Raw genomic sequence first — 24,468 nt, 5'->3', positions numbered from 1 at the left:
GTCGTGTCATCCCGGCCTCCCCGCGCCGCCGGTGAGCACTTTGGCGGAGCCCGCCGCGAAGGACCCGTGAACACCTGCGCCCGCGGACGTCGAAGCCGTCCGCGCGCCGAAGGCCACCGAACGCGAACCGCCGGGCTTCCGGGCACCGGTGAAGGCGCCCGGAAGCCCGGCGGAACCGATCCGTCAGGCGGATTACCAGGACGTGGCCAGAGGCATGCCCTCGGCATACCCCGAGGACGACTGGACGCCCACGACCGCGTTCTCGTGGAACTCCTCCAGCGTCCGCGCGCCCGCGTAGGTGCAGGAGCTGCGCAGGCCCGCGACGATCGAGTCGACCAGGTCCTCCACGCCGGGACGCTGCGGGTCCAGGAACATGCGGGAGGTGGAGATGCCCTCCTCGAACAGCGCCTTGCGGGCCCGGTCGAACGCCGAGTCCTCGGCGGTGCGCAGCCGGACGGCCCGCGCCGAGGCCATGCCGAAGCTCTCCTTGTACAGGCGCCCGTCGGCGGCCCGCTGGAGGTCGCCGGGGGACTCGTAGGTCCCGGCGAACCAGGAGCCGACCATCACGTTGGACGCGCCGGCGGCGAGCGCCAGGGCCACGTCGCGCGGGTGCCGGACGCCGCCGTCCGCCCAGACGTGGCGGCCCAGGCGGCGCGCCTCGGCCGCGCACTCCAGGACGGCGGAGAACTGCGGGCGGCCCACGCCGGTCATCATCCGGGTCGTGCACATCGCGCCCGGGCCGACGCCGACCTTGACGATGTCGGCGCCCGCCTCGATCAGGTCGCGGGTGCCGTCGGCGGTGACGACGTTCCCGGCCGCGACCGGGACGTGCGGGTCGAGGCCGCGCACCGCCTTCAGCGCGGCGATCATCTTCTCCTGGTGGCCGTGGGCGGTGTCCACGACGAGCAGGTCGGCGCCGGCCTCCAGCAGCGCCTTGGCCTTGCCCGCGACGTCGCCGTTCACGCCGACGGCCGCGGCGACCCGCAGCCGCCCGGACGCGTCGACGGCCGGGTCGTAGAGGGTGGCGCGCAGCGCGCCGGTGCGGGTCAGCACGCCGACCAGGCGGCCGTCGCCGTCCACCACCGGGGCGAGCCGGTGGCCGCGGGCGTGCAGCCGCTCGAACGCCTCGCGCGGGTCGATGCCCGCCGGGAGCGTCACCAGGTCGCGGGACATGATGTCGCGCAGGTTGGCGAACCGGTCGACGCCCTGGCAGTCGGCCTCGGTGACCACGCCGACCGGACGGCCGTCCTCGACCACGACCACGGCGCCGTGCGACCGCTTGGGCAGCAGCGCGAGGGCCTCCCCGGCCGTGTCGGCGGGGGACAGCGTGATCGGGGTGTCCACGACCAGGTCGCGGCCCTTGACCCAGGAGATCACCTCGGCCACCACGTCTCCCGGGATGTCCTGCGGGATGACCGCGATGCCGCCCCGGCGGGCGATCGTCTCGGCCATCCGGCGGCCCGACACCGCGGTCATGTTCGCCACGACGAGCGGGACGGTCGTCCCGCTGCCGTCGACGGCCGACAGGTCGACCTCGAGACGGGACCCGACCGACGAGCGGCGCGGGACCATGAAGACGTCGTTGTAGGTGAGATCGTGAGCGGGTCGCTCACCGTTCAGCAGGCGCACGGCTCTTCTACACACCAATCGTGGTTCCGGGTGGCTGGGCCACCGTACATTGTGCGGCATACCCGGTCATGCCCGAACCAAGCTCGCAGACCGGACGACGGCGTCTCGGACGGTGACGAAACCCTGGCCGGAAGGTGATCATCCGGCGGGGCCGCAGGCCGCCCCCGCATCCGGCCCGACCAGCGCCTACGCACCCTTTCCACGACCCTTACGCGTCTTTGCTCTCCGTGAAGTCACCTCTTGACGTTCATGCGCACTCGATGCACTTTTCTTACATAGCCTCGCGTGGACGGCCGGTCCCCGCAGGAGGCGTCGCAGCGGAAGGCCGGGAGTGGCGCATGTCGGTGACGCTCGTGGCCCCGGACCGGCCTGCCCGCCGCTGGGACGGGAGTGACGATCGCCACGCCCGCGCGGGACCCGCCCCCGGGCCGCCGCGCGCGGCCGGCCGGGTCGCGTTGTGTTGCCGCGCGCCCGTGCCCCGCCCCGTATTCGTCGCCGTCCGGGCCGTACGCCGACGCTTCGACGGCCGCCGGGACCGACGAACACGAGCAAGATCAATATTTGACGGCGGACCGCCGTGAAATGGAATGATCTTGCAGTTCCGACAAAAAGTTTCATCACATCGCGAAGGAGGACAGCCGTGCTGGATGCGGTCGACACCGTGCTCGTCCGCGAGCTCCAGCGGGATGGCAGAGCGACCTTCCAGGCGCTCGCCGACCGGGTGGGGCTTTCCCGCACGGCCGTGCGGGCACGGGTGCAGAGCCTGCTCGAGACCGGAGTGGTCCGGGTCGTGGGCATCGTGCACTCGGCCGTGGTCGGGGCGGAGGCGGTCGGCCATGTGTCGATCACGGTGTCGGGTCCGGCGCGCGAGGTGGCCCGTGCGGTCGCCGAGCGTCCGGCGGTGGGGTTCACCGCCCTGACGGCCGGGCCGCACGACCTGGTCGCCCAGGTCCGCACCCGGGACGACGCGGCGCTCGCCGCCGAGGTGGACCACATCCGCTCGGTGCCCGGAGTGGAGGCGACCGAGGTTTTCCGCACGGTCGCCACCGTCCGGGACGCCCACGCCGTGGTCCGGACCCTGGACCGGATCACCCTGGACGACATCGACTGGCGGCTGCTGCAGGAACTGCAGCGTGACGGCCGGGCGCCCTACACCCGGCTCGCCGACATCATCGGACTCTCGCAGGCGGCCACCCGCGCCCGCGTCGTCCGGCTGATGCGGTCCGGCGTCATCCAGGTCACCGGCCTCGCCGACCCGCTCGCGCTCGGCGCCGCCGAGCTGGGCGGATTCGGGCTGGCCGTGACCGGGTCACTGCGCCGGGTCGCGGAGGCGGTCGCCGGGCTGGAGGGCGTGCGGTACCTCGCCACCGGGTTCGGACGTTACGACATCGTCGGCCAGGCCGAGGCGTCGTCACGGGCCGAGCTGGTCGAGGTCCTGGACGCGATCCGGGCCATCCCGGGCGCGACGGTCCGGGAGTCCTGGCACCACCTCGACGTGGTCAAGGAGTCCTATGCCGTCGAACTGCCGGACAAACCCCCGAACGGCGCCGGCCCAGCCTGAGCCGTTCGGATCCCCCGTCCCGTCCCGCACGCCGTGAGGGACACACCGTTCCGTCCCGGACGTCATGTCCGGGACGGCTCGTCCACCCCCTCGACCCCGCCGGCCCCCGCAAGAGCCCGACCCCCGCAAGAGCCGAACCCCCGAAGAGCCTTGACCTCCCAAGGGCCCTGCCCCGCAATGGCCCTGCCCCGCAAGAGCCGCAGGCGCGCGTCAGTCGCGCTGGAGGGACGCCTCCTCCAGGTCCAGCTCGTGCAGGATGCGGGCCAGCACCGCGTCGTCCAGCCGCCGCTCGTTGCGCATCTGGATGAACGTGGACCGCTCGGCGGCCAGCATCTCGCGCCTCAGCCGCCGGTAGGTCACGCTGGGCACCTCGGCGCCCTCCGGGCCCGTCCCGCCGCCGAGCCGCTCCCAGGCGCGCAGCTGCCGGTGCTCGGCCATGTGCCGCAGCCGCTCCACCACGTCCTCGTCCAGGTCCTCGGACGCGGCCAGCTCGTCCAGGCGGCTGATCGCCGCCGACGCCGCCGCGTGCTGCGCCCCGGCCTCGGCCACGGTGTCGCTGTAGGTCTCGCGCTCGCCGCCGCCGACGCCGAGCACCCGGATCAGCAGCGGGAAGGTGAGCCCCTGCACCAGCAGCGTCGCCAGGACGGTCGTGAACGTCAGGAACAGCACCAGGTCGCGGTCCGGGAAGGGATCGCCGGACGTGGTCGTGAACGGGATCGCGAACGCCGCCGCGAGCGAGACCACGCCGCGCATCCCGGCCCAGCCGACCACCACGTGCCCCCGCCAGGACGGATCGTGCCCGTCGGCGGTCCGCCGGATGATCCCGAGCCTCAGCGGCAGGTACGACACCACGAACACCCACACGAACCGCGCGACGACCGTCGCGGCGAACGTCACCACCGCCCACCACGCCAGGTTCCCCCAGGACCGGTTCGACACGGCGTCCAGGACGGGCGGCAGCTGGAGCCCGATGAGCAGGAACACCACCGACTCCAGCAGGAACACCACGATCTTCCAGAACGAGTGCCCGATGAGCCGGGTGATCGCGGGGGACTCGGTGAACCGGTGGCCCAGGTACAGGCCGCTGACCACGACCGCGATCACGCCGGAGGCGTGCACGGCCTCGGCCGACAGGTACGCCGCGTACGGCGCGAGGACGGCGACGGCGTTCTCCACCAGCGGGTCGTTCAGCCGGGTCCGCAGCCAGTGCAGCGGCGGGCCGAGGACCAGGCCGATGAGCGTGCCCGCGATGGCTGCGTAGGCGAACCGTCCCGCGCCGTCCAGCCAGGTGAAGCCCGCTCCGGTGGCGGCGGCGACCGCGACGCGGAACGCGGTCAGCGCGGTCGCGTCGTTGAACAGGCTCTCGCCGACCAGGATCGTCACGGTGTTGCGCGGCAGGCCGAGCCGCTGCGCGACGCTCACCGCGGCGACGGCGTCCGGCGGCGCGACGATCGCGCCGAGCACCAGCGCGACCGGCAGCGGCAGCCCCGGCACCGCCAGGTGGACGGCCCAGCCGACGGCCAGGGTCGTGAACAGCACCAGCCCGACCGACAGGAACGCGATCGGGCGCAGGTTGGCGCGCAGGTCGACCATGCTGCTCTGCCAGGCCGCCGAGAACAGCAGCGGCGGCAGGAACACGTACAGCACGAAGTCGGGATTGAGCTGGAAGTCTGGTACGCCCGGCAAATAGGAGAAGATCAGGCCGGCGATGACCAGGGCGAGGGGGGCGGCGATCCGGCTTCGGCGCGCCAGCGCGGCCACGGCGAGGGCGACCACCGGCACAGCCAGCAGCCACAGGGCGTGCTTCGTCTCCACGTCCCGATCATGGCATGTCTCCCGGACCGCCCGATCCTTCGGCCGGGCAGGTCAGGGGTGGTGGACGCTGCGCGGACCCTCCTTGGCGAACGCCAGGAAGTCCCGCGCGGCCGGGGGCAGCTGCCGGTGCGCGTGGACGATCCCGACCAGCCGGGTCAGCGGCGGCATGAACGAGCGCACCGTGAGCCCGTCGGTGTCGTCCAGCTGGTTGCGGTACCAGAGCAGCGAGCCCATGCCCGCGCGGACGCAGCCGAGCCACGTGCCGCGCTCCTCCGACTCCACCGCGGCGACCGGGGACGCGCCGACCCGTTCGAGCATCATGTCGATCTCGGCGCGCGGCGCGGTGCCGCGCCCGGGAAGGATCAGCCGCATCCCGTTCAGCGCGGAGGTCGGGACGGGCTCGCGCAGCTTCAGGCCCGGCGGCGACACCAGCACGACCTCCCGCTGGTCCAGCGGGTGGGCGACCAGGTCGCCCGGGACGGGCAGGTCGGTCAGCGCCAGGTCGGCGCGGCCCTGCCGGAGCGCCGCCGCCGCGTGCCCCGCGCCCGGGCAGCGCACCACCCGGACCCGGACGGCGGGCTGGTCGCGGGCGAACCGGGGGATGAGCCGCCCGGTCAGCTCGGGTTCCAGGGACAGCGTGGTGGCGATCCGCAGGTCCGCGCCGCGGCCGCCGGTGCCGCCCGCCGACAGGCCCTCGATCGCCTCGACCGCCGACAGCGCGACCCGCGCGTGCCGGACCACCTGCTCGCCGTCCGCCGTCAGGACGACGCCGCGTCCGGACCGGGCGAACAGCTCCACGCCGAGCTCGCGCTCCAGCTCCCGGACGGCCCGGGACAGCGCGGGCTGGGCCACGTAGAGCGCCTGGGCCGCCGACGTCATGGTGCCGTGGTCGGCGGTCGCCACGACATAGCGCAGCTGCCGCAGATTCATGCCCTGACCGTATGACAACGAACTGATCCGGTCCTGGACATAGCCGGAATCGGCCCGAGATTCGCGCCGCCGCCACCGACGGTGACGACATCACGGACGAATCGGTCAGGCGCCTCCGGTGTCCGCCGGACCGGCCGGGCCGCCGCCCGCACCGGCGGGCCCGGGCTCGGCCGCGGCCCCCGCCGGAACCGCGGACCGCTCCGGCTCGAGCGGCGGCGCGCCGACCGCGCAATGCGTCCGGCACTCCGGTTCCCGCCCTTCCGGCGTGGTCTTCAGGGTGTCGTCCCGGACGGTGAACAGGGTCAGCACCGCCCCGGCGAGCAGCATGCCGGAGCAGATGAGCATCGCCTCCCGGAACCCCGAGGCGAACTTGGCCGGGTTCTGGTACGCCTCGCCGGTCAGGCCGACCAGCGGCGGGATCGCCGCGACCGCCAGCAGCCCCGCCGCGCGCGCCACCGCGTTGTTCACGCCGCTGGCGATCCCCGCGTGCCGGACGTTCGCGCTCGCCAGCACCGTCGCGGTGAGCGGCGCGACCATCGCCGACAGGCCCAGCCCGAACACCACCACGCCGGGCAGCACGTCCCGCCAGTAGGACGCGTGCTCCCCGACCCGCGAGACCAGCGCCATCCCGGCCGCGGCGAGCACCAGCCCGACCGTCATCGGCCGCCGGGGCCCGATCTTCTGCGCGAGCGCGCCCGCGCGCGCCGACAGCAGCAGCATCAGCACCGTCACCGGCAGCAGCGCCGTGCCCGCCGCGATCGGCGAGAACCCGGAGACGACCTGCAGGTTCAGCACGAACAGGAAGAACATCACGCCCATCCCGCCGTACACGACGAAGGTGACGGCGTTGACGGCGGAGAACTCCCGGTTGGCGAACATCGCCAGCGGCAGCATCGGCTGCGGCCGCCCCCCGCCGCCGTTCCCGCGTCCGCGCCGCCGCTCCACGACCACGAAGGCGACCGCGGAGCCGATCCCGACCAGTCCGGCGGCCACGACCCCGGCGCCCGCGCCGTTCGGGGCCTCGGTGAGGGCGTAGGTCGTCCCGGCCAGGGTCAGCGCCGCCAGGGCCGCGCCCGCGATGTCGAACCGCCCGGTCGCCTCGGGGTCGCGGGTCTCCGGGACGTGCCGTAGCGCCACCAGCACCACGATCAGCGCGAGCGGCGCGTTCAGCAGGAACACCCAGCGCCAGCCCGCGGCCTCCACCAGCCAGCCGCCCGCGAACGGGCCGACGGCGCCCGCCACCCCCGACAGCCCGGACCAGGCCCCGACCGCGCGCGGCCGGTCCTCCTCGACGAACGACGCCTGGATGATCGCCAGCGAGCCGGGCGTCAGCAGCGCCCCGCCGACGCCCTGCAGCGCCCGCGCGGCGATCAGCGTCTGGACGTCCGGGGCGGCGCCGCACAGCACCGACGCCGTCGCGAACCAGATCACGCCGATCACGAACACCCGGCGGCGGCCGAACCGGTCGCCGAGCGACCCGCCGAGCAGGATCAGCCCGGCGAGGGTGAGCGTGTAGGCGTTGACCGTCCACTGCAGGTCGGCCATCGAGGCCGACAGGTCCTTCGCCAGCCGGGGCAGTGCCACGTTGACGACGGTGGCGTCCAGGGACGCCACGCCGGACCCGAGCACGGTCGCGAGCAGGATCCAGCGGCCCTGCCCCTGCGACAGCCGGACCTCGGCCATCAGACGATCTGCTCGTCCACGAAGCACCAGCGCCAGTCCTCGCCCGGCTCGAACGACCGGATCACCGGGTGCTTGTCCTCGGCGGCGTGGGCGCTCGCGTGGCGCCGGGGTGAGGAGTCGCAGCAGCCCACATGGCCGCAGTCCAGGCACATCCGCAGGTGGACCCACTGCGTGCCGTCCCGCAGGCACTCCTCGCACCCCTGGGGTGTGCGGGGGGCCGGCTCGGGCGTGGGCAACTGGGCCACGTGCTCACAAACGCTCATGGTCCGATCGTCGCATGCCGCCCGTCCGGCGGTCACCCCGGAGGTGATCTCCGGGGCGCCGGGGCGCGGAAGCGCCCTACGGCCGGGTCACCAGTGGTCGGGGCTGAACGGCTCGTCCTCGGGACGGGCCGACCCCGACAGCAGCCGCAGGTCCGACTCGACCATCATGGTGACCAGCCGCTCGAAGGTCACCTCCGGCTCCCAGCCGAGCTGCGCGCGCGCCTTCTTCGGGTCGGCGCACAGCAGGTCCACCTCGGCCGGACGGGTGTACCGGTCGTCCAGGACGACGTGGTCCTCCCAGTTCAGCCCGGCGGTGCGGAACGCGAACTCGACCAGGTCGCGCACCGACTGCGTCTTGCCGGTGCCGATCACGTAGTCCTCGGGCGTCCCCTGCGTCAGCATCAGCCGCATCGCCCGCGCGTAGTCGCCCGCGAAGCCCCAGTCGCGGCGCGCCTCCAGGTTGCCCAGGCGCAGCTCGGACGCCAGGCCCAGCTTGATCCGGGCCGCGCCGAGCGTCACCTTGCGGGTGACGAACTCCGCGCCCCGGCGCGGCGACTCGTGGTTGAACAGGATGCCGCTGACCGCGAACATCCCGTACGACTCGCGGTAGTTCTGGGTGATGTAGTGCCCGTAGGTCTTCGCGACGCCGTACGGGCTGCGCGGGTGGAACGGGGTCCGCTCGTTCTGCGGCGTCTCCCGGACCATCCCGAACATCTCGGACGAGGACGCCTGGTAGAAGCGGATCTGCTCGTCCCGGGACGGCGTGCGCGAGCCGCCGATCCCCGAGACCACCCGGATCGCCTCCAGGACGCGCAGCACGCCCATGCCGGTGACCTCGGCGGTCAGCTCCGCCTGCTGCCAGGACATCGGGACGTAGGAGATCGCGCCGAGGTTGTACACCTCGTCGGGCTGCACCCGCTCCACGGCGGAGATCAGGCTGCCCTGGTCGAGCAGGTCGCCGGTGGTGATCCGGACGTCCCCGACGTGCTTGCGCAGCCGTGCCACGTGCGGGTTGGCCTGCCCGCGCACCAGCCCCCAGACCTCGTAGCCCTCGGCGAGCAGGTGCTCGGCGAGGTACGAGCCGTCCTGCCCGGTGATGCCGGTGATCAGTGCGCGCCTGGACAGGGTTCCTCCATGGCTTTCTGGTTCGTTCACGGGGCCCATCTGGCGGCCTGGGCCGGGAGATGAACGAGATTCTGGTTCACGAGGTTAGCGACCCCGCGGGGTGTTCGCCTAGGCGGGGGCCTGGGCGTCCCGCCTGCGGGCCCGGTAGGCCGCCACGTGCATGCGGTTGCCGCAGGTGCGGCTGTCGCAGTAGCGGCGGCAGCGGTTGCGGGACAGGTCCACCAGGACGCGGCCGCAGTCGGGCGCCTCGCAGGTCCGCAGCCGGTCCAGCTCCCCGGCGGCGATCACGAAGGCCAGCGCCATGCCGCAGTCGGCGGCCAGGTGCTCGCCGAGCGGCGCGCCCGGCGCGAAGAAGTGCACGTGCCAGGAGTAGCCGTCGTGGTCGGTCAGGTGCGGGGTGGTGCGGACGCCGCCGACGACCTCGTTCACCAGCGCCACGGCGGACGGCGGGTCGTCCGCGGAGAGGAACACCGCGTGGAAGCGGTCCCGCAGGGCGCGCACGAACTCCAGGTCCCGCTCGGTGAGGCCGGTCACGTCGCTGGTCCGATTCCGCTCGAGCAGCGCGCGCAGCGCGGCGAGGTCGGGCAGGCCCTCCTCGCCGGCGGCCGCGGGCGCGGTGTTGACCAGGTCGACCACGGTCGTCAGAGCGTGCTCGGTGTCATGGGCGAAGATCACGGTCACTCCAGTCTCGGAGACCGAGGGGCGGGTCCGTCGCGTCGCCACGGCAGGCGCGGACCGGGCCGTGGGGTGCGCGACGCGGTCTCACACCCTAGTCGGCCTGGACGGCGATCCGCCCCATCCCGGTCATCCCGCTGTTACGACCTGTCCTTTTCCTCGTCATCGGTCCCGTCCGCATGACGGATAGTCCGCCGGTCGAACGGGGAACGATCATCTCGTGGGGGAGGACCGCCTGTTCGTCGTGCTGCTGGTCGTGGCCGTCGTGGTGCTGCTGGCGCGCGCGCTGGCCCACCGGATCGGGGTGCCGGACGCGATCCTGCTGGTGGTGCTCGGGATCGCCGCCGGGTTCATGCCCGGACTGCCGTCCGTCGCGGTCTCGCCGCACGTGGTGCTGCTCGGCTTCCTGCCGCCGCTGGTGTACCACGCGGCGTTCTTCTCCGCGCCCCGCGAGACCCGCGCCAACGCCTTCCCGATCTTCACCCTCGCCGTCGGGCTGACCCTGGTCACCACGGTCGCGGTCGCCTGGACCGTGTACGGGCTGCTGCCCGGCACCGGCTGGGCCGCCGCGGTCGCGCTCGGCGCGGCCGTCGCGCCCACCGACGCGGTCGCCGCGACCTCGGTGATGCAGCGGGTCGGCGCCCCGGCCCGGCTGGTGACGATCCTGGAGGGCGAGAGCCTGATCAACGACGGGGTCGCGCTGACCGTGTTCGGGCTCGCCGTGGAGGCCGTCAGCGCGCCGTTCACGGTCGAGCACGGCCTGGTCCGGCTCGTCCAGGTGGTGCTGGGCGGCATCGGCTACGGCCTGCTCGTCGGGCTCGTCGTGCGCCGGGTGCGGCGCTGGATCTCCGACCCCAGCAGCCAGATCATCGTGTCGCTCACCACTCCCTACCTGGCGTTCATCCCGGCGGAGAGCCTCGGCGCGTCCGGGGTGCTGGCCGCCGTCGCCGCCGGGTTCTACCTCGGCACCCGCGGCGAGGGCCTGCTGCAGCCCGCGTCCCGCCTGCTGGGCTCGATGTTCTGGCGGATCGTGACGTTCCTGCTGGAGTCGGCGCTGTTCGTCCTGCTCGGCCTGGAGATCCGCGAGCTGCTGCACCAGCCCGGGGGACGGTCCTGGTGGGAGGTGCTGTGGATCGGGCTGGCCGTGTCGGCGGTCGTGATCGGCGTCCGGGTGGTGTGGGAGCTCGGCAACGGGCCACTGGCCGACCTGCTGCCCGGCGGGCGGCTCAGCCAGGAGGGCCTGGGCTGGCGGGAGCGCCTGGTCATCGGGTTCTCCGGGATGCGCGGCGCGATCTCCCTCGCGCTCGCGCTGTCGCTGCCCGCCTCCGTCGGCTCCGACCGTGAGCTGCACGTGCTGCTGACCGCGCTGGTGGTCCTCGTCACCCTGGTCGGGCAGGCGCCGCTGCTGCCGGTGCTGCTGCGCCGGTTCGGGCTGGTGGAGACCGACCGGCGTCGCCGCGAGTCGATGATCGCCCGGAAGGCCGCCGCGAACGCCGCGCTCGCCCGGCTGGACGAGATGGCCGAGGCCGAGGACGTGGACGAGAAGACCGCCGACGCGTTCCGGCAGATGCTCGAACTGCGCCTGGAACGCGTCGAGTACTTCCTCGAGGAGATGGAGGACGAGTCCGGCGAGGGCGAGAGCGAGGAGGACCGCGAGGACCGGGGGGAGCCGCCCGGCAGCATGCGGGTGCGGGCCGAGCTGGTCCGGGCGCAGCGCGCCAAGCTGGACGCGCTCTACCGCAAGGGGAAGATCGGGGCCGGGACGGTGCGTCAGGTCGGGAACGAACTCGACTTCGCCGAGCCGATCTCCCTGCGCCGTCCCACCAGCTAGCGGGCCGCGGCGAGGGGCCCGCCGTCGCGGCGGGCCGGATCAGCGCGGGTGGTTCCGGTCAGCGCGCGTAGTTGGGGTCGGCGATGACCGGGTAGGTGGCGCCCTCGTGCTGCACCCGCATCGCGATGGCCTGGCCGTCCAGGACGTAGTCGGCCTTGATCTGGCGGAACATCGAGTCGCCCGCCCACGGGTTGTAGAAGCGGCCCACCGTGGCGCCGTAGCGCAGGTGCACCACGTCGTAGCCGCCGGACGGCATCGCCTCGAGGGTCAGGCCGTCGGCCAGCGAGATCGGGAACCGGAACTCCATCGGCGCGTTCGGGCCGTGGATGACGGTCAGCAGCCGGACGCCGTGCGCGGTGGTCTGCGCGACGAGGTCGGTGTCGACGTCCACGCCGACGAAGACCCGCAGCGTCGGCCGCAGCACCTGCGGGACGGTGTCGGCGGCCGTGAGGTCGACGCCGATGTGGATGCGCTGGCCGTCCTTGGTGGGAACCCACACGCCGTCCCGCGCGCGCTGCCCCCAGGCGACGTCGGGGTTGTCCACCTCTTGCGGCTCGCTCTTGCCCCGGGCGACGAGCACTCGGGACGCGGCGTTCATCGCGGCCGCCGCGCCGTCCCGTGCATGCCTCATGGCGTGCCCCGCCTCCATTGATCACATCCATGACATCGCAGTGGTTCTGGTCTCTACCCCGGGCAATCGCGGCACGACCGTGTTTGGAACCGCACTTGGGTGATTGTCGGCGATTGCCCCACGCGACGACGCAGATTACACCACCGGAAACCGGCCCATCCCGTGATGGCGGCGGGATGGGCCGGCGGCCCCCGATGGAGGGCGGTCCGGATCTGGTCAGTAACCTGTCAGCACACTTCGGAGAGCGGTTCGAGGGCGTCGCGGGTCAGATCGGAGAGCACCTCCGACAGGCGGTCGAGCGCCGCCGCGATCCACGGCAGGGACGCCGGGTCGCGCGACTCCAGGGCGGCGAGCCGCTGCTCGTCGTCCGCGCCGTAGAGCAGGCTCGGCGCGACGCGCATCCGCAGCGCCTCCGGGGCGTCGCCGAACGCCGATCCGGGCAGGACGCCGACGCCGTAGCGCTCCAGCAGCAGGCCGGTCAGCTCGGCCCCGGTGGTCACGCCGTGGTCGGCGCGGAGCCGGTCGCCGAGCGGCGCGAGGTCCGGGTAGAGGTAGAAGCCGCCGCGCGGCCTCGGGACCTTCGCCCCGGCGGCGGTGAACCGGTCGGCGACGGCGCGCACGACCGACGCGTGCAGGCGGCGGCTCAGGTCGATCCGCTCGACCAGCTCCGGCGGCTCGCCGAACGCGAAGGCGGCGGCGTGCTGGACGGGCGCGGGCGCGCTCGACCAGATCTCGCTGGCGATGCCGGTGAGGGAGTCGCGCAGCCTCGCGCCGAACGGGCCCTCGGGAAGCCGGACGACGCCGAGGCGCCAGCCGCCCGCGGCGAGGTTCTTGCTCAGCGCGGTCGACACGACCGTCCGCTCCGGCGCCCACAGGGCCGGGCTCGGCACGGTCTGCGCCGGGTCGTGCAGCAGGTCGCGGTAGATCTCGTCCGAGATGATCACCAGGTCGTTGTCGCGGGCGACCTCGCACAGCTTCTGGATCGTTCCAGTGGAGGCGAGGGTGCCCGTCGGGTTGTCCGGGAGCGTCACCACGACCGCGTGCAGCGGCCGTCCGGCGGCGCGGGCCCGGACGCAGGCGTCGGCGAGCAGCGCCGGGCTCGGCACCCCGCCCTCACCGGGCGGTGTGGCGATCATGACGGCCTCGTGGTCCAGCAGGGCCGCCTGCGCCGCGTAGGAGACCCAGCTCGGCGCGGGCACCGCGACGGCGCCGCCCAGGGCGAGCAGCAGCGCGAACAGCAGCGGCTTGCTGCCCGGGCCGGCGACGATCCGGTCCGGGGTGGTGGGCAGGCCGCGTCGCGTCCAGTAGCCCGCGACGGCCTCGCGCAGTTCGTCGGACCCGGCGACCGGGCCGTATGCGCCGCGGTCGGCGGCCTCGGACAGGGACGTGATCAACGCGGGGTGGATCGGGATGCCGGCCTCGCCGAAGCCCAGCGGCAGGACGGGCAGCCCGGCACGGGCGCGACGGGCCAGGGCCTCGTTGACGGCGAGCGTGGCGGACAGTGCGACGGGTCGCGGCGTGGTCGAAACCGGCCGGAGAGCGGACGGACTGAGGGCAGGCATCAAGGTCTCCTGAACGGAGTCAAAAGGGGTCGTGGGAATCGGCTGAGGAGAGGTCGCGCTCGGTGAGCACTTGACTCTCTTGAGTGACCCGGCCGGGACATCTTCCATGTTGGTCGCCCGAGAGCATCATGACAAGCTCCTCTCAACGATGCTCACCGTAAGATGTCCTTATGCTTGAGGTGCGCCGACTGAAACTGCTCTCCGAGTTCGCCCGCCGCGGCAGCATCGCCGCGACCGCGGAGGCCCTGGGGTACACGGCCTCCGCGGTCTCCCAGCAGCTGTCCACCCTGGAGCGCGAGGCGGGCGTCCCGCTGCTCGACCGCACCGCGCGCAGCGCCGAGCTGACCGACGCCGGACGCCGCCTCGCCGCCCGCGCCGAGGAGATCCTCGGGCTCGTCGAGGTCGCCGAGGCCGAGCTGTCCGCGCAGGCCGAGGCGCCCATGGGCCGGATCGCGGTGACCGCGTTCCCCACCGCCGCCGTGGCGTTCGCCCCGGCCCTCGCCCATGGCCTCGCCGACTACCCGGGCCTGACCTTCGTGCTACGGCAGACCCGCCTGGGCAACGGCCTCGCGCAGGTGCGCGGCGGCGAGGTCGACATCGCCCTCGTCGACGACTGGACCGGATCCCTGCCCGAGCAGGCCCCGGCGTCCCTGGAGGTGTTCCGGCTGCGCCGCGACCCGCTGGTGCTGGTCGTCCCGGCCGACCATCCGCTGTCCGACCCCGAGCGGCCCGTGGACCTGCGCGCCCTGCGCGACGAGCCGTGGATGGCGGCCCCGCCCGGCGAGCCGTCCCGGCAGGCCGTGGACCGCCTGCTGGACGAGGTCGGCGGCACCGGGCCCGTCCCGTGGGAGTTCGAGGGCCTGCACACGATCCTCAGCCTGGTGGCGCGCGGCCTGGGGATCACCGCCGTCCCGGCCCTCGCCCTGGCCGCCGGGGACCGGGGCGTCGCCGTCCGCCGGATCCCCGACTGCACGCTGGCCCGCGAGGTCTACGCCGTCACGCGCGCCGCGAGCGTCCGCCGTCCCGCCGTCGCGGTGACCCTCCGGACGCTCTACTCCGCCGCCCGCCAGGCCGGGCCCACCCTCCCCGACGCCTAGCTGTAATCGAACCAGCCCTGCATCTTCGCGCCGAACATCATGTCGCCGGAGACCTTGATCTTGCCGGTCATCACGCCGGTGACGCCGTTCAGCTCACCGGCGCAGAGCCGCAGCAGGCTCTGGAGCGACATGGAGAGCGTGACCGTGGCCTTCCCCGGGGCCCCGCGCCCGCCGGTCGCGCGCCCGTCCGCGATCTCCAGCCGGTAGGCGCGCGGGCCGTCGGGCGTGGTGACGTTCCACTGGACGGTCCCGGTCCCGCCGCCCGCCTTCCCCGGGACGAACCGGGTGCCCATCAGGCCGAAGATCCGGTCGAGCACGTCGTCCACGCCCGCGGCCTGGACGAACTCGGCGATCACCGCGTCGTTCACGCCGTCGGCGTGCAGCAGCTCCCGCAGCTCGGCCGGGGTGCTCACCGCCTCCAGCAGCTGCCTGAAGTCGCCGGCTTCCGACGGGATCCGCTCGCCCATCACGCCTCCTCGATGAGACCTGCCCGGTGGGACCTGCTCCCCGCACTGTTAACGAAGCTTCCAATACGGTCAAGGGAAACGGCCGGATCCGTCGTATCGGCCGGCTCGAGCCGGCCGACCACCTGTCGCGGTGCGGAACGTCACGTACCGTGGAGCGGGTCCTCGGATGCGGCCGGGGCCCCTGAGGCAGGGCATGCGGGGAGCGTGAGGCTCGATGCACCAGAACCAGGCAGAAGGGGGCGCCGGCCCGGACACGGCCGGGGAACCCCCGCCCGCCACGGCCCGGCCCGATCACGCCCGGCCCGATCACGCCGGGGGAGCCCCGTCCGGCGCCGTACCGGCCGCCCCGGGGCACGGGCGGAACGCGGGCGGGCACGGCTTCGAGCTGCCCCGCCTGGCGGAACTCCTGCGGCACGCCGCGCCGCGGTTCGTGGAGGGCGTGATCGCGCCCGTGGCGGTGTTCTACGCGGCGTTCGCGCTGTTCGGGTTGAACGGCGGCCTCGTCGCGGCGGTGGCCTGGGTGTACGGCGGGATCGCCTGGCGGTGCGCCCGGGGGCACGGGCTGACCGGGATGCTGGTGCTGGCCGCCCTCGGCGTGACGGTGCGGGCCGGGCTGGCGGCCGCGACGCACAGCGCGCTGGTGTACTTCCTCCAGCCGACGCTCGGGACGCTCCTGGTCAGCCTCTCCTTCCTCGCGTCGGTGCCGCTGCGCCGCCCGCTGGCGCAGAAGCTCGCCACCGACATGGTCCCGATGCCCGAGCCGTTCCTGCGGCACGTCCGGGTGCGGCGGTTCTTCTCGCGGGTCTCACTGCTGTGGGCGTCGGTGTTCCTGGCGAACGCGGCGATCAGCCTGTGGATGCTGCTCCACCAGTCGATCACGGTGTTCCTGTGGGTGCGGACGTCCCTGGTCGCGGCGATCGGCGCCGTCGCGGTCGTCGTCTCGGTCTGGGGCTTCCGGCGCTGCGCAGGACGCGTCGCCGCCGAGCCCGCACCCGCCTGAACGAGCCTGGCCGGGCCGGAACGGGCCTGATCGAGCTGATCGAGCCCGGTCCGAGGCGAACGTCACGGTCCCGCCCGCCTGGGACGGCCTGCGAACCCGTTCGGGCCATGTCCTGATCTCCGCTAGATTTTCCTTCTGTACGCCATTTGGGGGATCTGGGGGGATTTGCATGGCGAAGGGGCGTTTCAATGCTGCCGTGGGCGCGGGGGTCGGGGCGGTGCTCGTCCTGGCGTCGGCGTGCGGGGGCGGCAGCGAGGGGACGGCGAAGGGGCGGCTCGCCGCCGAGTCGTCCAGCCCCGTGACCATCACCCCCGGGGACGGCGCGACCGCCGTGAAGCCCGACGGGACCGTCGAGGTCAAGGCCTCCTCCGGGACGCTGACGGGCGTCACCCTCCAGGGCGGCGGCGCGACCGTCGCCGGTGAGCTGGCGGCCGACCGCAAGAGCTGGCGGTCGTCCCGGACGCTGGTCCCCGGTACCGACTACACCGTCACCGCGCAGGGCGAGCGGAGCGGCAAGCCGATCGCCGTCACCAGCCGCTTCAGCACCCTGAAGCCGAGCAAGACGCTCCGGGTCGTCGACATCACGCCCAACCGGACGGGGGAGAAGGTCGGCGTCGGCATGCCGGTCTTCGTCCGCTTCAACCGCGCCGTCGCCGGCCAGGAGGCCAAGGCCGCCGTCGAGCGCGCGCTGACGGTCACCCCGGAGAAGCCCGTCGAGGGCGCCTGGCGCTGGATCGGGGACGACCAGGTCGTCTACCGCACCAAGACCTACTGGGCGCCGCACCAGAAGGTGCGCGTCGACGCCAGGCTCGCCGGGGTCGGCCTCGGCAACGGCGTCTACGGCGCCAAGGACTCCGCCGCCACCATGGAGATCGGCGCGGAGCGGATCACCAAGGGCAGCATCGCCAGGCACGAGATGACCGTGTACCAGGACGGGAAGAAGATCCGCCACATCCCGTTCAGCGCGGGTAACGGGTCGACCCGCGAGTACACCACCACCAGCGGCGTCCACCTGCTGATGGGGAGCGAGGGGCACGTGACGATGGTGTCCCCGGGCCGCAAGCCCGGCGACCCGGGTTACTACAAGACCGAGGTCGACTGGGCCGTCCGGTTCTCCAACAGCGGCGAGTACACCCACTCCGCGCCGTGGAACGTCGGCATCCAGGGCTCGGCCAACACCAGCCACGGCTGCCTGAACCTCAGCCCGGCCAACGCCCGCTGGTACCACGAGACCGCGCAGCGCGGCGACGTGCTCGACCTGACCGGCAGCACCCGCCAGGTCGAGTGGGACAACGGCTGGGGCTTCTGGCAGCTGTCCTTCGCCAAGTGGAAGGCGGGCAGCGCGCTCTCCTGAGCCCGCCCGTCTCCGAACCCGTCCGAGCCCGCCTCGGCCGCCTGATTCGCGAAGCGCCCCCGGTCACAGGCCTGGGGCGCTTCGCAACGCTTTGATCTCGGACTGCTGGAATGCCCCGATCAGACCCCAAACAGGCGACAATTGTCGCTAATGTCTCGGCCACACGGCGGGGTCTCGGGAGGTTGACGTGGGGCGGACGCTCACCGCGGGGGTGCGGACGGGCGCGGGGCTGACCGCGATGGCGCTGGCGCTGACGGCGTGCGGCGGCGGCGAGAAGCACGAGGGCGCGAACGTCGACGGCAAGGCCGAGGCCGGGTCGCCGCAGCTGACGATCACTCCGGGCAACGGCGAGGGCCGCGCGGCCCCGGACGTCGGCGTCACGGTGAAGGTCGCGGGCGGCACCCTGGACCAGGTCGTCGTCACGCGCAAGGGCAAGCCCGTCGAGGGCGAGATGTCGGCGGACAAGACGACCTGGCAGTCCCGGACGCTGCGTCCCGGGTCCCAGTACCAGGTCCAGGCGTCCGCGCGGAGCCCCAAGGGCAAGACGGCGTCGGCCAGCAGCGCGTTCGGCACGGTCAAGGCCGGGAACGAGCTGGCGATCACCGACGTCACCCCGAGCTCGGGCAAGGTCGGCATCGGCATGCCGATCATGGTGACGTTCAACCGGGACGTGGGCGACCGCAAGGCCGTCGAGAAGGCCCTCCAGGTGCGGTCGGAGAAGCCGTCCGTCGGCGCCTGGAAGTGGACCGACGACCAGCACGTCATCTTCCGCACCAAGAACGGCACGTACTGGCAGCCCAACCAGAAGGTCACCTTCACCGCCAAGCTGTCCGGCGTGAAGTCCGGCAAGCGCACCTACGGCGTCTCCGACGTCGGCCACACGTTCAAGATCGGTGACGCGCACATGGTCACCGTGAACACCAAGACGCACCGGCTCGTGGTGAAGAAGAACGGCGTCAAGGTCAACGGCTGGGGCATCTCCGCCGGCCGAGGCGGGCGGATCCGCAACGGGGTGGACGTCTACCAGACCACCAGCGGCGTCCACCTGACCATGGGCAAGGAGAACCCGGCGATCATGACGTCCGAGTGGATGGGCGTGAAGCCGGAGGACAAGGCCAACGGCGGCTACAAGGACATCATCCCCTTCGCCGTCCGCATCTCCGACAGCGGCGAGTACATCCACTCGATGGCCGCCACCACCTGGGCGCAGGGCCGCGAGAACGTCAGCCACGGCTGCGTGAACTCCCCGCCGGGCAAGGCCGAGTGGTACTTCAGCTTCTCCTACCTCGGCGACCCGGTCGTCATCACCGGCACCGACCGCGACCTGCCCTGGAACAACGGCTGGGGCTACTACCAGATGCCGTGGGTCAAGTGGCTGCGCGGCAGCGCCCTCGGCCAGGAGATCAACACCGCCGGCTGAGTGGGAGAACGGCCGCCTCCGCGGGTATGAGCCGCCTGTATCGGGGAAATCCCTTCGGATCCACCGTCCGGTCGAGCAGGATGGGCCCCGGAGTACCGAGTTTGCCCTGAACTGGGGGTTCGGATGGTGGCTGGTCAGGTTGCGGAGGCACCCGCCGGGGGCGGGGCCGCGCGGCGCCGCAGGAGCTGGAAGGTCCGCCTGAAACGGTTGGTGCGCGCCGCGCACCCGTTCGTCCGGAGGATGGCCTTCGTCCTGCTCCGGCTGCTCGCGCGCGGACGGCCCGGGCCCGCCCACGGCGAGCGTCCCGTCGTCCGGGTCCTGCTCCAGCACGCCTACGGCACGGGCGGGACGATCCGCACCGTCCTGACCATGTGCGGGCACCTCGCCCAGGACCACGACGTCGAGATCGTCAGCGTCCTGCGCACCCGGGACGAACCGTTCTTCCAGATCCCGGACGGCGTCCGCGTCACCTTCGCCGACGACCGCCGCCCACCGCCGCACGGCCCCGCCCCCGGACGCGTCCAGCGCCTGCTGCGCCGCCTGCCGAGCATCCTGACCCCGCTCGAGGAGGCCACGTTCCGGCAGGTCAGCCTCTGGACGGACCTGCGGCTCGTCGGAACGATCCTCGGGCGTCCCGCCGACGTGCTCGTCGGCACCCGCCCGTCGCTGGTCATGCTCCTGGCCGAGCTGGCCCCCAAGGGCGTGGTCACGATCGGGCAGGACCACCGCCACCTGCCCGGATACCGGCCCGCGCTGCGCGCGGAGATGCGCCGCCGGTACGGGCGGCTGACCGTCCTCGCCACGCTCACCGAGACCTCCCGGGCCGGGTTCGCCGACGCCCTGGCGGGCAGGCCCGTGCGGATCGTCGTGATCCCGAACGCCCTGCCCGAGCTGACCGGCGGGCCGTCCCCGCGGGAGGCGCGCGTCGTGCTGGCCGCCGGGCGGTTCGTCCGTGCCAAGGGCTTCGACATGCTCATCGAGGCGTACCTGCCGCTCGTGGAGAAGTATCCCGACTGGCGGCTGCACATCCACGGCAGCGGCGTCCGCGAGGACCGCCTGCGCAAGCAGATCGCCGAGCTCGGCGTCGGCGACAGGATCCTGCTCAAACCGCGCACCGAGATCGGGCGGGCCCTGGAGGGCGCCTCGGTGTACGCGCTGTCGTCCCGGTACGAGGGCCTGCCGATGGTGCTGCTGGAGGCGATGAGCAAGGGCCTGGCCGTCGTGTCGTTCGACTGCCCGACCGGCCCCGCCGAGCTGATCCGGGACGGGGAGAACGGCCTGCTCGTCCCGCCCCGCGACCTTCCCGCCCTCACCGCGGCCCTCGACCGCGTCATGTCCGACCGCGACCTGCGCGACCGCCTCGGCGACGCGGCCCCCGCCGCCACCGAGCCCTACCACCTGGACCGCATCGGCCCCCTCTGGACCAAGCTCCTCAAGGAGCTCTGAGACCCCGCGGGACCCCCGGGGAACCGCGGGTCAGCGGCCCGGGAGGCGGCGCGGGTGGCGGGACGCCGGGGACGCGCCGGGAAGGTGTCCGCCCTCGGCCCGCGGCTGGCGGGTCGGGGAGGGGGCGGGCCCGGTGCCCGCCCCGCCCGTGAGGTGCTGGGTCATCCACTGGAACATCGGGCGCAGCGCGTTGCGCCACGTCCGGAAGTCGTGGCCGCTGCCCTTCAGCACGGTCAGCGGCGCGACCTGCCGGTGGGCGCGCAGCAGGGAGGCGAACCCGCGGGCCGCGGAGGTGTCGGCCGCCGCCTGCGACCCCGAGGCCAGCCAGAACAGCGGCAGATGGGCGTTGCCCGCCATGCGCTGCAGGACCTGCATCGGGGTGTTCTGGTCGCGGTCGCGCTGGTCGCCGGCGAACGGGTCGCGCCGCCCGGACGGCGTCCGGTTCGTCGACAGCGGCTGGAAGTAGCCGCTCAGCACCGCCGCGACGCCGTAGGTGCGGGTGTGCCGGAGGGCCAGGTTCGCCGCGCAGTAGCCGCCCTCGGAGTAGCCCGCCAGGCCCCAGCCGTCGCCCGGCGGGCGGACCCGCAGCGTCGCGGCCACGTAGTCGGGGACGTCGCGGGTGAGGAACGTCTCGTCGCGCGGGCCGTCCTTGGCGTCCAGGCACTGCCCGGACAGCCGCCGCCCGCCGCTGATGTCCGGCATGACCAGCACGGCCGGGTCGGCCAGGTGCTGCCGGACGGACTGCGCGAGCGTCTGCGGCGCCGGGATGTGCCGGGTCCAGTCGGTCGGGGTGCCGGGGGAGCCGTGCAGCAGCTCCACGGCCGGGAACTTGTAGGAGCCGTAGGCCGGGTCGAAGTACTGCGGCGGCAGGTAGACCAGCACCTGCCGGACGAGGCCGGTCGTCCGCCCGGTCATCCGGACGTTCACCAGCCGCCCGCCCGCCACGCTCTGCCCGTGCGCGTTGGGGAACCCGGCGCTGAACGCCTTGATCTCGGGGACGCCCCGCCCGTCGCCGCTGGAGTCGTCGGCCATGTCGCGGTAGATGTCCGTCCAGCCCTGGTAGTAGCCGTAGTAGCGGTTGACCGCGGCGATCCCGAACATCGCGGCGGTGAGGAAGGCGCAGAACGCCGCGACCATACGCAGCGCGAGGTGCCCGGCCCGGTACTGCCACCATGTGGCTGCGACGAACCCCAGCAACAACAGCAGGAACACCAGTACGTTCTGCGGCCCGATCATGCCGATTCCCCGATCCCCGTCTTCGACTAGCGCAGTACCCCCGTGTGCCCCAGGGAGTAACGGCCCGGCTGAGGATAGACGCACAAACCGTGCGGACCCTCACCGACCCTGATCTTTCGGACAAGCCTTCCGTCGACGGTCGAGATCGCGTAGACCACTCCGTCGTACCGTCCCGACAGCCAGAGCACCCTTCCGTCCGCCGAAACGCCGCCCATGTCGGGGGAGCCTCCACCGGGCAGCCGCCAGGTGCGCGCGACCCGGCCCGTGACGAACGACACCAGAGAGATCGTCCCCTCCCCTCGGTTCGACACGTACAGGATCCGCGAGTCCCGGCTGACGTAGAGGCCGTGCGCGCCCTTACCCGTCGGGATGAACCCGGTCTTCCGGAAAGTGCGCGCATCGACCGTCCAGACACCGTTCGACGCCATGTCCGCTATATAGAACGTACGACCGTCCGGTGACAGTTTCACGTCCTGCGGCATCGCATGACGGGAGAGATCGATCGACCCCGCCAGCCGCCGCCCGGCGGTGTCGATCTTCACGACCTCCCCGGAGAACTCGCACGCGACGAGGAAGAAGTCGCCCGCCGCCGAGAAGTCGGCGTGGTTGGGCCCCCGGCAGGGCACGTCCACCGAGCTCACGGGCCTCATCGTGTGCGCGTCCCGGAAGTCGACGCGCTCGTGCCGCTCGGCCATGACGATCGCGTACCGGCCGTCCGGGGTGAAGTAGAGGTTGTACGGATCGTCCACGGAGACCGGTTTCCCGTGCTTCCCGGTGCGCGGGTCGATCGGGACGAGGTCGTTGGAGTCGTTGTCGTTGACCCAGAGCGTCCTCAGGTCCCAGGACGGTACGACGTGCTGCGGCAGGCGCCCGACCTTGAACCGGCCGACCCGCTTGAAGGTCCTCTGGTCCAGGACGATCACGTCGTCGCTCTTGCTGTCGGGGACGTACACGCGCGCGGGCATGTCCTTCACGACGGGACTGAGCATGCCGGGCCGGTCGTGCGCGTACACGTCGGTCCCGGCCTCGCCGGGAGCCGGCGACCTCGGTGCCGGCGGAAGCGCCATCGGCGGCGCCGCGACACCCCGTCCGGCCCGCGCCCTGGGCTGATCACCCGAGCACCCCGCGAGCGCGGCCAGAACTAACGCCGCGACCGAGACCCGGATCACCGGGGACGCCCCCGCCGCGCGAAGCACCCGGCTCATGAAGCCAGGAGGGTCGAGACGGTGACGGGTCTCAGGCCCCGGCGTCTCAGGCCGTCCAGGATGGCGGGCATCGCCCGGACCGTCCCGGCGTGGCCGAGGTGCATGCTCACGATCGAGCCGTTGCGGACCTTCCCGAGGACGGTTCCGGCCACGGCGTCCGCGCCGGGGTCGGTGCTGTCGAGCGAGTCCAGGTCATAGGAGAGGCACGAGTGGTAGCCGGCGCGCGCGGCCTGCGCGCGGACCATGCCCGACGCGTGCCGCGCCTGGGACGGCCGGAACCAGCGTCCCGGCGATCCGGTGAGCCTGCGCAGCCGGTCCGCGCATCCGGAGATCTCGGCGTAGGCGCGCTCGGGGCTCATCGCGGTGATGTCGCCGTGGCTGAGGGTGTGGTTGCCGAGCTCGTGCCCGCCCGCGAGGATCGCGCGGGCCATCTCGGGCCGCTGGTCCAGCCACGTCCCGACCGCGAGGACCGTGACCGTCGCGCCGCCGCCGGCGAACGCCGCGAGCAGACGGCGGGTGAGGGCGGGATCGCCCGCGCCGTGGAAGGTCAGCGCCACCTGCGGGACGCGCCGGGGCCCGTGGGTCACCTCTCCGGCGAGATGCACCGTGCCCGTCGGCGGCGGCGTCGGCGTGGCGTCCGGTGACCCCGTGGCGGTCGATCCTTCGGCGGTGGACGGACGGGCGGCGTCCGGCCGGTGTCCGCGCGCGCACGCGGTGGTGAAACCCGTGGCCAGCGCCCCGGCGGCCACGCTCAGGATGCTCCGTCGTTCCAGCGTCACGACCGCCAGCGTAAGGGCCGATACATCAGCGCTCGGTTAATATCCGATTTCGGTGCGTGTCCGAGTCGCCTTTCGACGCCGCTCACCATGCTTAACCCCTCACTAACCCGCGCCCTGCTCTACTGCGGACCCTGCGTGCGCTCGACTGATCGCGATCCCGGGGGAATCGGGAGGCAGGGGAACCTCATGCGCAAGTCAGGAATCGTCATCGGAGCGGTGGCCACGGCGCTGCTCCTCACCGGCTGCGGGGGCGGCGGGAAGAAGGCGGACGCGAACGCGTCGCCCAGCGATCCGCCCTCGACCACCGCCGCGCCCGCCACGCCGGCCGGCGGCACGGAGCCGACCGGGGCGCCGACCGGCGGCCCGGCCACCAAGCCGGGCGGGAAGACACCGGACGGCCCGATGGTCGGCCCCGGAAGCAAGTGCGGCGCGGTCAGCGTGAAGGCGGGCCGCATCAGCTGCGGCCACGCGCTGAAGGTGTTCAACCTCTACGCGCAGAAGAAGACGGCCACGGGCACGGCGGCGTTCAGCGGCTGGACCTGCCGTCACACCGCGGCCCCGAAGGGCACGTCCTGCACGCGGAGCGGCGTCACCCTGCATTCGGCGGAGTGATCCGGGTCCGTCCCGGACGGGAGCGGCGCGACCTGCCGGGGTCGCGCCGCTCCTTCGTTCCCACTGTCAGGCGATCTCGGGCGGGAGGGGCGGGCCGACGGCCGCGGCGTCCACGACGTCGCGGAGCAGGCCGCGCCGCCGGTGGGC

General features: G+C 73.1%; 21 protein-coding genes. 8 read left to right on the top strand and 13 right to left on the bottom strand.

Translation table 11 applies throughout. The annotated features are described in order from the left end of the window. Positions 1-192: 192 nt before the first annotated feature. Positions 193-1,629 carry a GuaB1 family IMP dehydrogenase-related protein gene (locus EBO15_RS17030; RefSeq protein ID WP_122195376.1) on the bottom strand — a complete coding sequence of 479 codons (1,437 nt, stop codon included), beginning with the start codon at positions 1,627-1,629 and terminating at the stop codon, positions 193-195. Between the two features lie 640 nt (positions 1,630-2,269). Here EBO15_RS17030 and EBO15_RS17025 point away from each other — a divergent pair. After that, positions 2,270-3,190, top strand: a complete 921-nt coding sequence (locus EBO15_RS17025) for an Lrp/AsnC family transcriptional regulator (protein ID WP_122195375.1) — start codon at positions 2,270-2,272, stop codon at positions 3,188-3,190. A 210-nt stretch (positions 3,191-3,400) separates the two neighbouring features. Here EBO15_RS17025 and EBO15_RS17020 read toward each other — a convergent pair whose 3' ends face one another. The 6 genes from EBO15_RS17020 to EBO15_RS16995 all read right to left on the bottom strand — a co-directional run bounded on the left by EBO15_RS17020 (position 3,401) and on the right by EBO15_RS16995 (position 9,681). Beyond that, positions 3,401-5,005, bottom strand: coding sequence for a Na+/H+ antiporter (locus tag EBO15_RS17020; RefSeq protein WP_122195374.1), 1,605 nt, complete (start codon positions 5,003-5,005; stop codon positions 3,401-3,403). A 51-nt stretch (positions 5,006-5,056) separates the two neighbouring features. Then, entirely contained in the window at positions 5,057-5,935 is an 879-nt protein-coding gene (locus EBO15_RS17015; RefSeq protein WP_122195373.1) for a LysR family transcriptional regulator, read from the bottom strand. A gap of 105 nt (positions 5,936-6,040) precedes the next feature. After that, the gene (locus EBO15_RS17010; protein WP_122195372.1) at positions 6,041-7,618 is read right to left on the bottom strand and encodes an MFS transporter; all 1,578 of its coding nucleotides are present in this window, start codon (positions 7,616-7,618) and stop codon (positions 6,041-6,043) included. After that, the gene (locus tag EBO15_RS17005; RefSeq protein ID WP_122195371.1) at positions 7,618-7,881 is read right to left on the bottom strand and encodes a ubiquitin carboxyl-terminal hydrolase 14; all 264 of its coding nucleotides are present in this window, start codon (positions 7,879-7,881) and stop codon (positions 7,618-7,620) included. The genes EBO15_RS17010 and EBO15_RS17005 overlap by 1 nt, the downstream gene beginning before the upstream one ends. An 87-nt stretch (positions 7,882-7,968) precedes the next feature. Then, a complete protein-coding gene (locus EBO15_RS17000) occupies positions 7,969-9,036 on the bottom strand; it encodes a GDP-mannose 4,6-dehydratase (protein ID WP_456047874.1) in 1,068 nt (355 codons plus the stop codon). Between the two features lie 78 nt (positions 9,037-9,114). Further along, on the bottom strand, positions 9,115-9,681 hold the full coding sequence (locus EBO15_RS16995; protein ID WP_122195429.1) for a CGNR zinc finger domain-containing protein: 567 nt from the start codon (positions 9,679-9,681) through the stop codon (positions 9,115-9,117). A gap of 220 nt (positions 9,682-9,901) precedes the next feature. On the opposite strand from EBO15_RS16995, the gene EBO15_RS16990 reads away from it, so the two are divergent. Further along, positions 9,902-11,512, top strand: coding sequence for a Na+/H+ antiporter (locus EBO15_RS16990; RefSeq protein ID WP_122195370.1), 1,611 nt, complete (start codon positions 9,902-9,904; stop codon positions 11,510-11,512). 58 nt (positions 11,513-11,570) lie between these two features. Here EBO15_RS16990 and EBO15_RS16985 read toward each other — a convergent pair whose 3' ends face one another. Next, the gene (locus EBO15_RS16985) at positions 11,571-12,143 is read right to left on the bottom strand and encodes a hypothetical protein (RefSeq protein ID WP_122195428.1); all 573 of its coding nucleotides are present in this window, start codon (positions 12,141-12,143) and stop codon (positions 11,571-11,573) included. 227 nt (positions 12,144-12,370) lie between these two features. Then, the gene (locus tag EBO15_RS16980; RefSeq protein ID WP_122195369.1) at positions 12,371-13,705 is read right to left on the bottom strand and encodes a pyridoxal phosphate-dependent aminotransferase; all 1,335 of its coding nucleotides are present in this window, start codon (positions 13,703-13,705) and stop codon (positions 12,371-12,373) included. Positions 13,706-13,875: 170 nt separating this feature from the next. Between EBO15_RS16980 and EBO15_RS16975 the strand changes: the two genes are divergently transcribed. Next, the gene (locus tag EBO15_RS16975) at positions 13,876-14,802 is read left to right on the top strand and encodes a LysR family transcriptional regulator (protein ID WP_122195368.1); all 927 of its coding nucleotides are present in this window, start codon (positions 13,876-13,878) and stop codon (positions 14,800-14,802) included. Here EBO15_RS16975 and EBO15_RS16970 read toward each other — a convergent pair. Continuing rightward, complete coding sequence (locus EBO15_RS16970) at positions 14,799-15,269, bottom strand: SCP2 sterol-binding domain-containing protein (RefSeq protein ID WP_122195367.1); 471 nt, start codon at positions 15,267-15,269, stop codon at positions 14,799-14,801. The genes EBO15_RS16975 and EBO15_RS16970 overlap by 4 nt on opposite strands. Before the next feature lie 214 nt (positions 15,270-15,483). On the opposite strand from EBO15_RS16970, the gene EBO15_RS16965 reads away from it, so the two are divergent. The 4 genes from EBO15_RS16965 to EBO15_RS16950 all read left to right on the top strand — a co-directional run bounded on the left by EBO15_RS16965 (position 15,484) and on the right by EBO15_RS16950 (position 20,489). Beyond that, complete coding sequence (locus EBO15_RS16965) at positions 15,484-16,269, top strand: VC0807 family protein (RefSeq protein ID WP_122195366.1); 786 nt, start codon at positions 15,484-15,486, stop codon at positions 16,267-16,269. A 169-nt stretch (positions 16,270-16,438) separates the two neighbouring features. Further along, positions 16,439-17,623: a L,D-transpeptidase gene (locus EBO15_RS16960; RefSeq protein WP_122195365.1), complete on the top strand. Its 1,185-nt coding sequence runs from the start codon at positions 16,439-16,441 to the stop codon at positions 17,621-17,623. Between the two features lie 187 nt (positions 17,624-17,810). Beyond that, entirely contained in the window at positions 17,811-19,043 is a 1,233-nt protein-coding gene (locus EBO15_RS16955) for a L,D-transpeptidase (protein ID WP_233616252.1), read from the top strand. A gap of 210 nt (positions 19,044-19,253) precedes the next feature. Beyond that, complete coding sequence (locus tag EBO15_RS16950) at positions 19,254-20,489, top strand: glycosyltransferase family 4 protein (RefSeq protein ID WP_233616251.1); 1,236 nt, start codon at positions 19,254-19,256, stop codon at positions 20,487-20,489. Positions 20,490-20,519: 30 nt separating this feature from the next. Here EBO15_RS16950 and EBO15_RS16945 read toward each other — a convergent pair whose 3' ends face one another. Genes EBO15_RS16945 through EBO15_RS16935 form a run of 3 tightly spaced genes read right to left on the bottom strand, consistent with a single transcriptional unit; the run spans position 20,520 to position 23,709 of the window. After that, positions 20,520-21,725 carry an alpha/beta hydrolase gene (locus tag EBO15_RS16945; protein WP_122195363.1) on the bottom strand — a complete coding sequence of 402 codons (1,206 nt, stop codon included), beginning with the start codon at positions 21,723-21,725 and terminating at the stop codon, positions 20,520-20,522. A 26-nt stretch (positions 21,726-21,751) separates the two neighbouring features. Then, positions 21,752-22,930, bottom strand: a complete 1,179-nt coding sequence (locus EBO15_RS16940) for a YncE family protein (RefSeq protein WP_122195362.1) — start codon at positions 22,928-22,930, stop codon at positions 21,752-21,754. Beyond that, the gene (locus EBO15_RS16935; RefSeq protein WP_122195361.1) at positions 22,927-23,709 is read right to left on the bottom strand and encodes a polysaccharide deacetylase family protein; all 783 of its coding nucleotides are present in this window, start codon (positions 23,707-23,709) and stop codon (positions 22,927-22,929) included. Before EBO15_RS16935 ends, EBO15_RS16940 begins: the two co-directional genes overlap by 4 nt. A gap of 186 nt (positions 23,710-23,895) precedes the next feature. Between EBO15_RS16935 and EBO15_RS16930 the strand changes: the two genes are divergently transcribed. Next, on the top strand, positions 23,896-24,321 hold the full coding sequence (locus EBO15_RS16930; RefSeq protein WP_122195360.1) for a hypothetical protein: 426 nt from the start codon (positions 23,896-23,898) through the stop codon (positions 24,319-24,321). Positions 24,322-24,468 lie beyond the last annotated feature (147 nt).

The organism is Actinomadura harenae (genome assembly GCF_003696215.1).
GTDB classification, from domain to species: Bacteria; Actinomycetota; Actinomycetes; order Streptosporangiales; family Streptosporangiaceae; genus Spirillospora; species Spirillospora harenae.
This window is presented reverse-complemented; position numbering and strand designations above follow the sequence as displayed.

Bases quoted from the DNA above. Each gene is read 5' to 3' on its own strand.
- EBO15_RS17015 (WP_122195373.1), bottom strand. From the start codon at position 5,935: ATGAATCTGCGGCAGCTGCGCTATGTCGTGGCGACCGCCGACCACGGC.
- EBO15_RS17010 (WP_122195372.1), bottom strand. From the start codon at position 7,618: ATGGCCGAGGTCCGGCTGTCGCAGGGGCAGGGCCGCTGGATCCTGCTC.
- EBO15_RS17005 (WP_122195371.1), bottom strand. From the start codon at position 7,881: ATGAGCGTTTGTGAGCACGTGGCCCAGTTGCCCACGCCCGAGCCGGCC.
- EBO15_RS16985 (WP_122195428.1), bottom strand. From the start codon at position 12,143: ATGAGGCATGCACGGGACGGCGCGGCGGCCGCGATGAACGCCGCGTCC.
- EBO15_RS16980 (WP_122195369.1), bottom strand. From the start codon at position 13,705: ATGCCTGCCCTCAGTCCGTCCGCTCTCCGGCCGGTTTCGACCACGCCG.
- EBO15_RS16975 (WP_122195368.1), top strand. From the start codon at position 13,876: ATGCTTGAGGTGCGCCGACTGAAACTGCTCTCCGAGTTCGCCCGCCGC.
- EBO15_RS16970 (WP_122195367.1), bottom strand. From the start codon at position 15,269: ATGGGCGAGCGGATCCCGTCGGAAGCCGGCGACTTCAGGCAGCTGCTG.
- EBO15_RS16965 (WP_122195366.1), top strand. From the start codon at position 15,484: ATGCACCAGAACCAGGCAGAAGGGGGCGCCGGCCCGGACACGGCCGGG.
- EBO15_RS16960 (WP_122195365.1), top strand. From the start codon at position 16,439: ATGGCGAAGGGGCGTTTCAATGCTGCCGTGGGCGCGGGGGTCGGGGCG.
- EBO15_RS16945 (WP_122195363.1), bottom strand. From the start codon at position 21,725: ATGATCGGGCCGCAGAACGTACTGGTGTTCCTGCTGTTGTTGCTGGGG.
- EBO15_RS16940 (WP_122195362.1), bottom strand. From the start codon at position 22,930: ATGAGCCGGGTGCTTCGCGCGGCGGGGGCGTCCCCGGTGATCCGGGTC.
- EBO15_RS16930 (WP_122195360.1), top strand. From the start codon at position 23,896: ATGCGCAAGTCAGGAATCGTCATCGGAGCGGTGGCCACGGCGCTGCTC.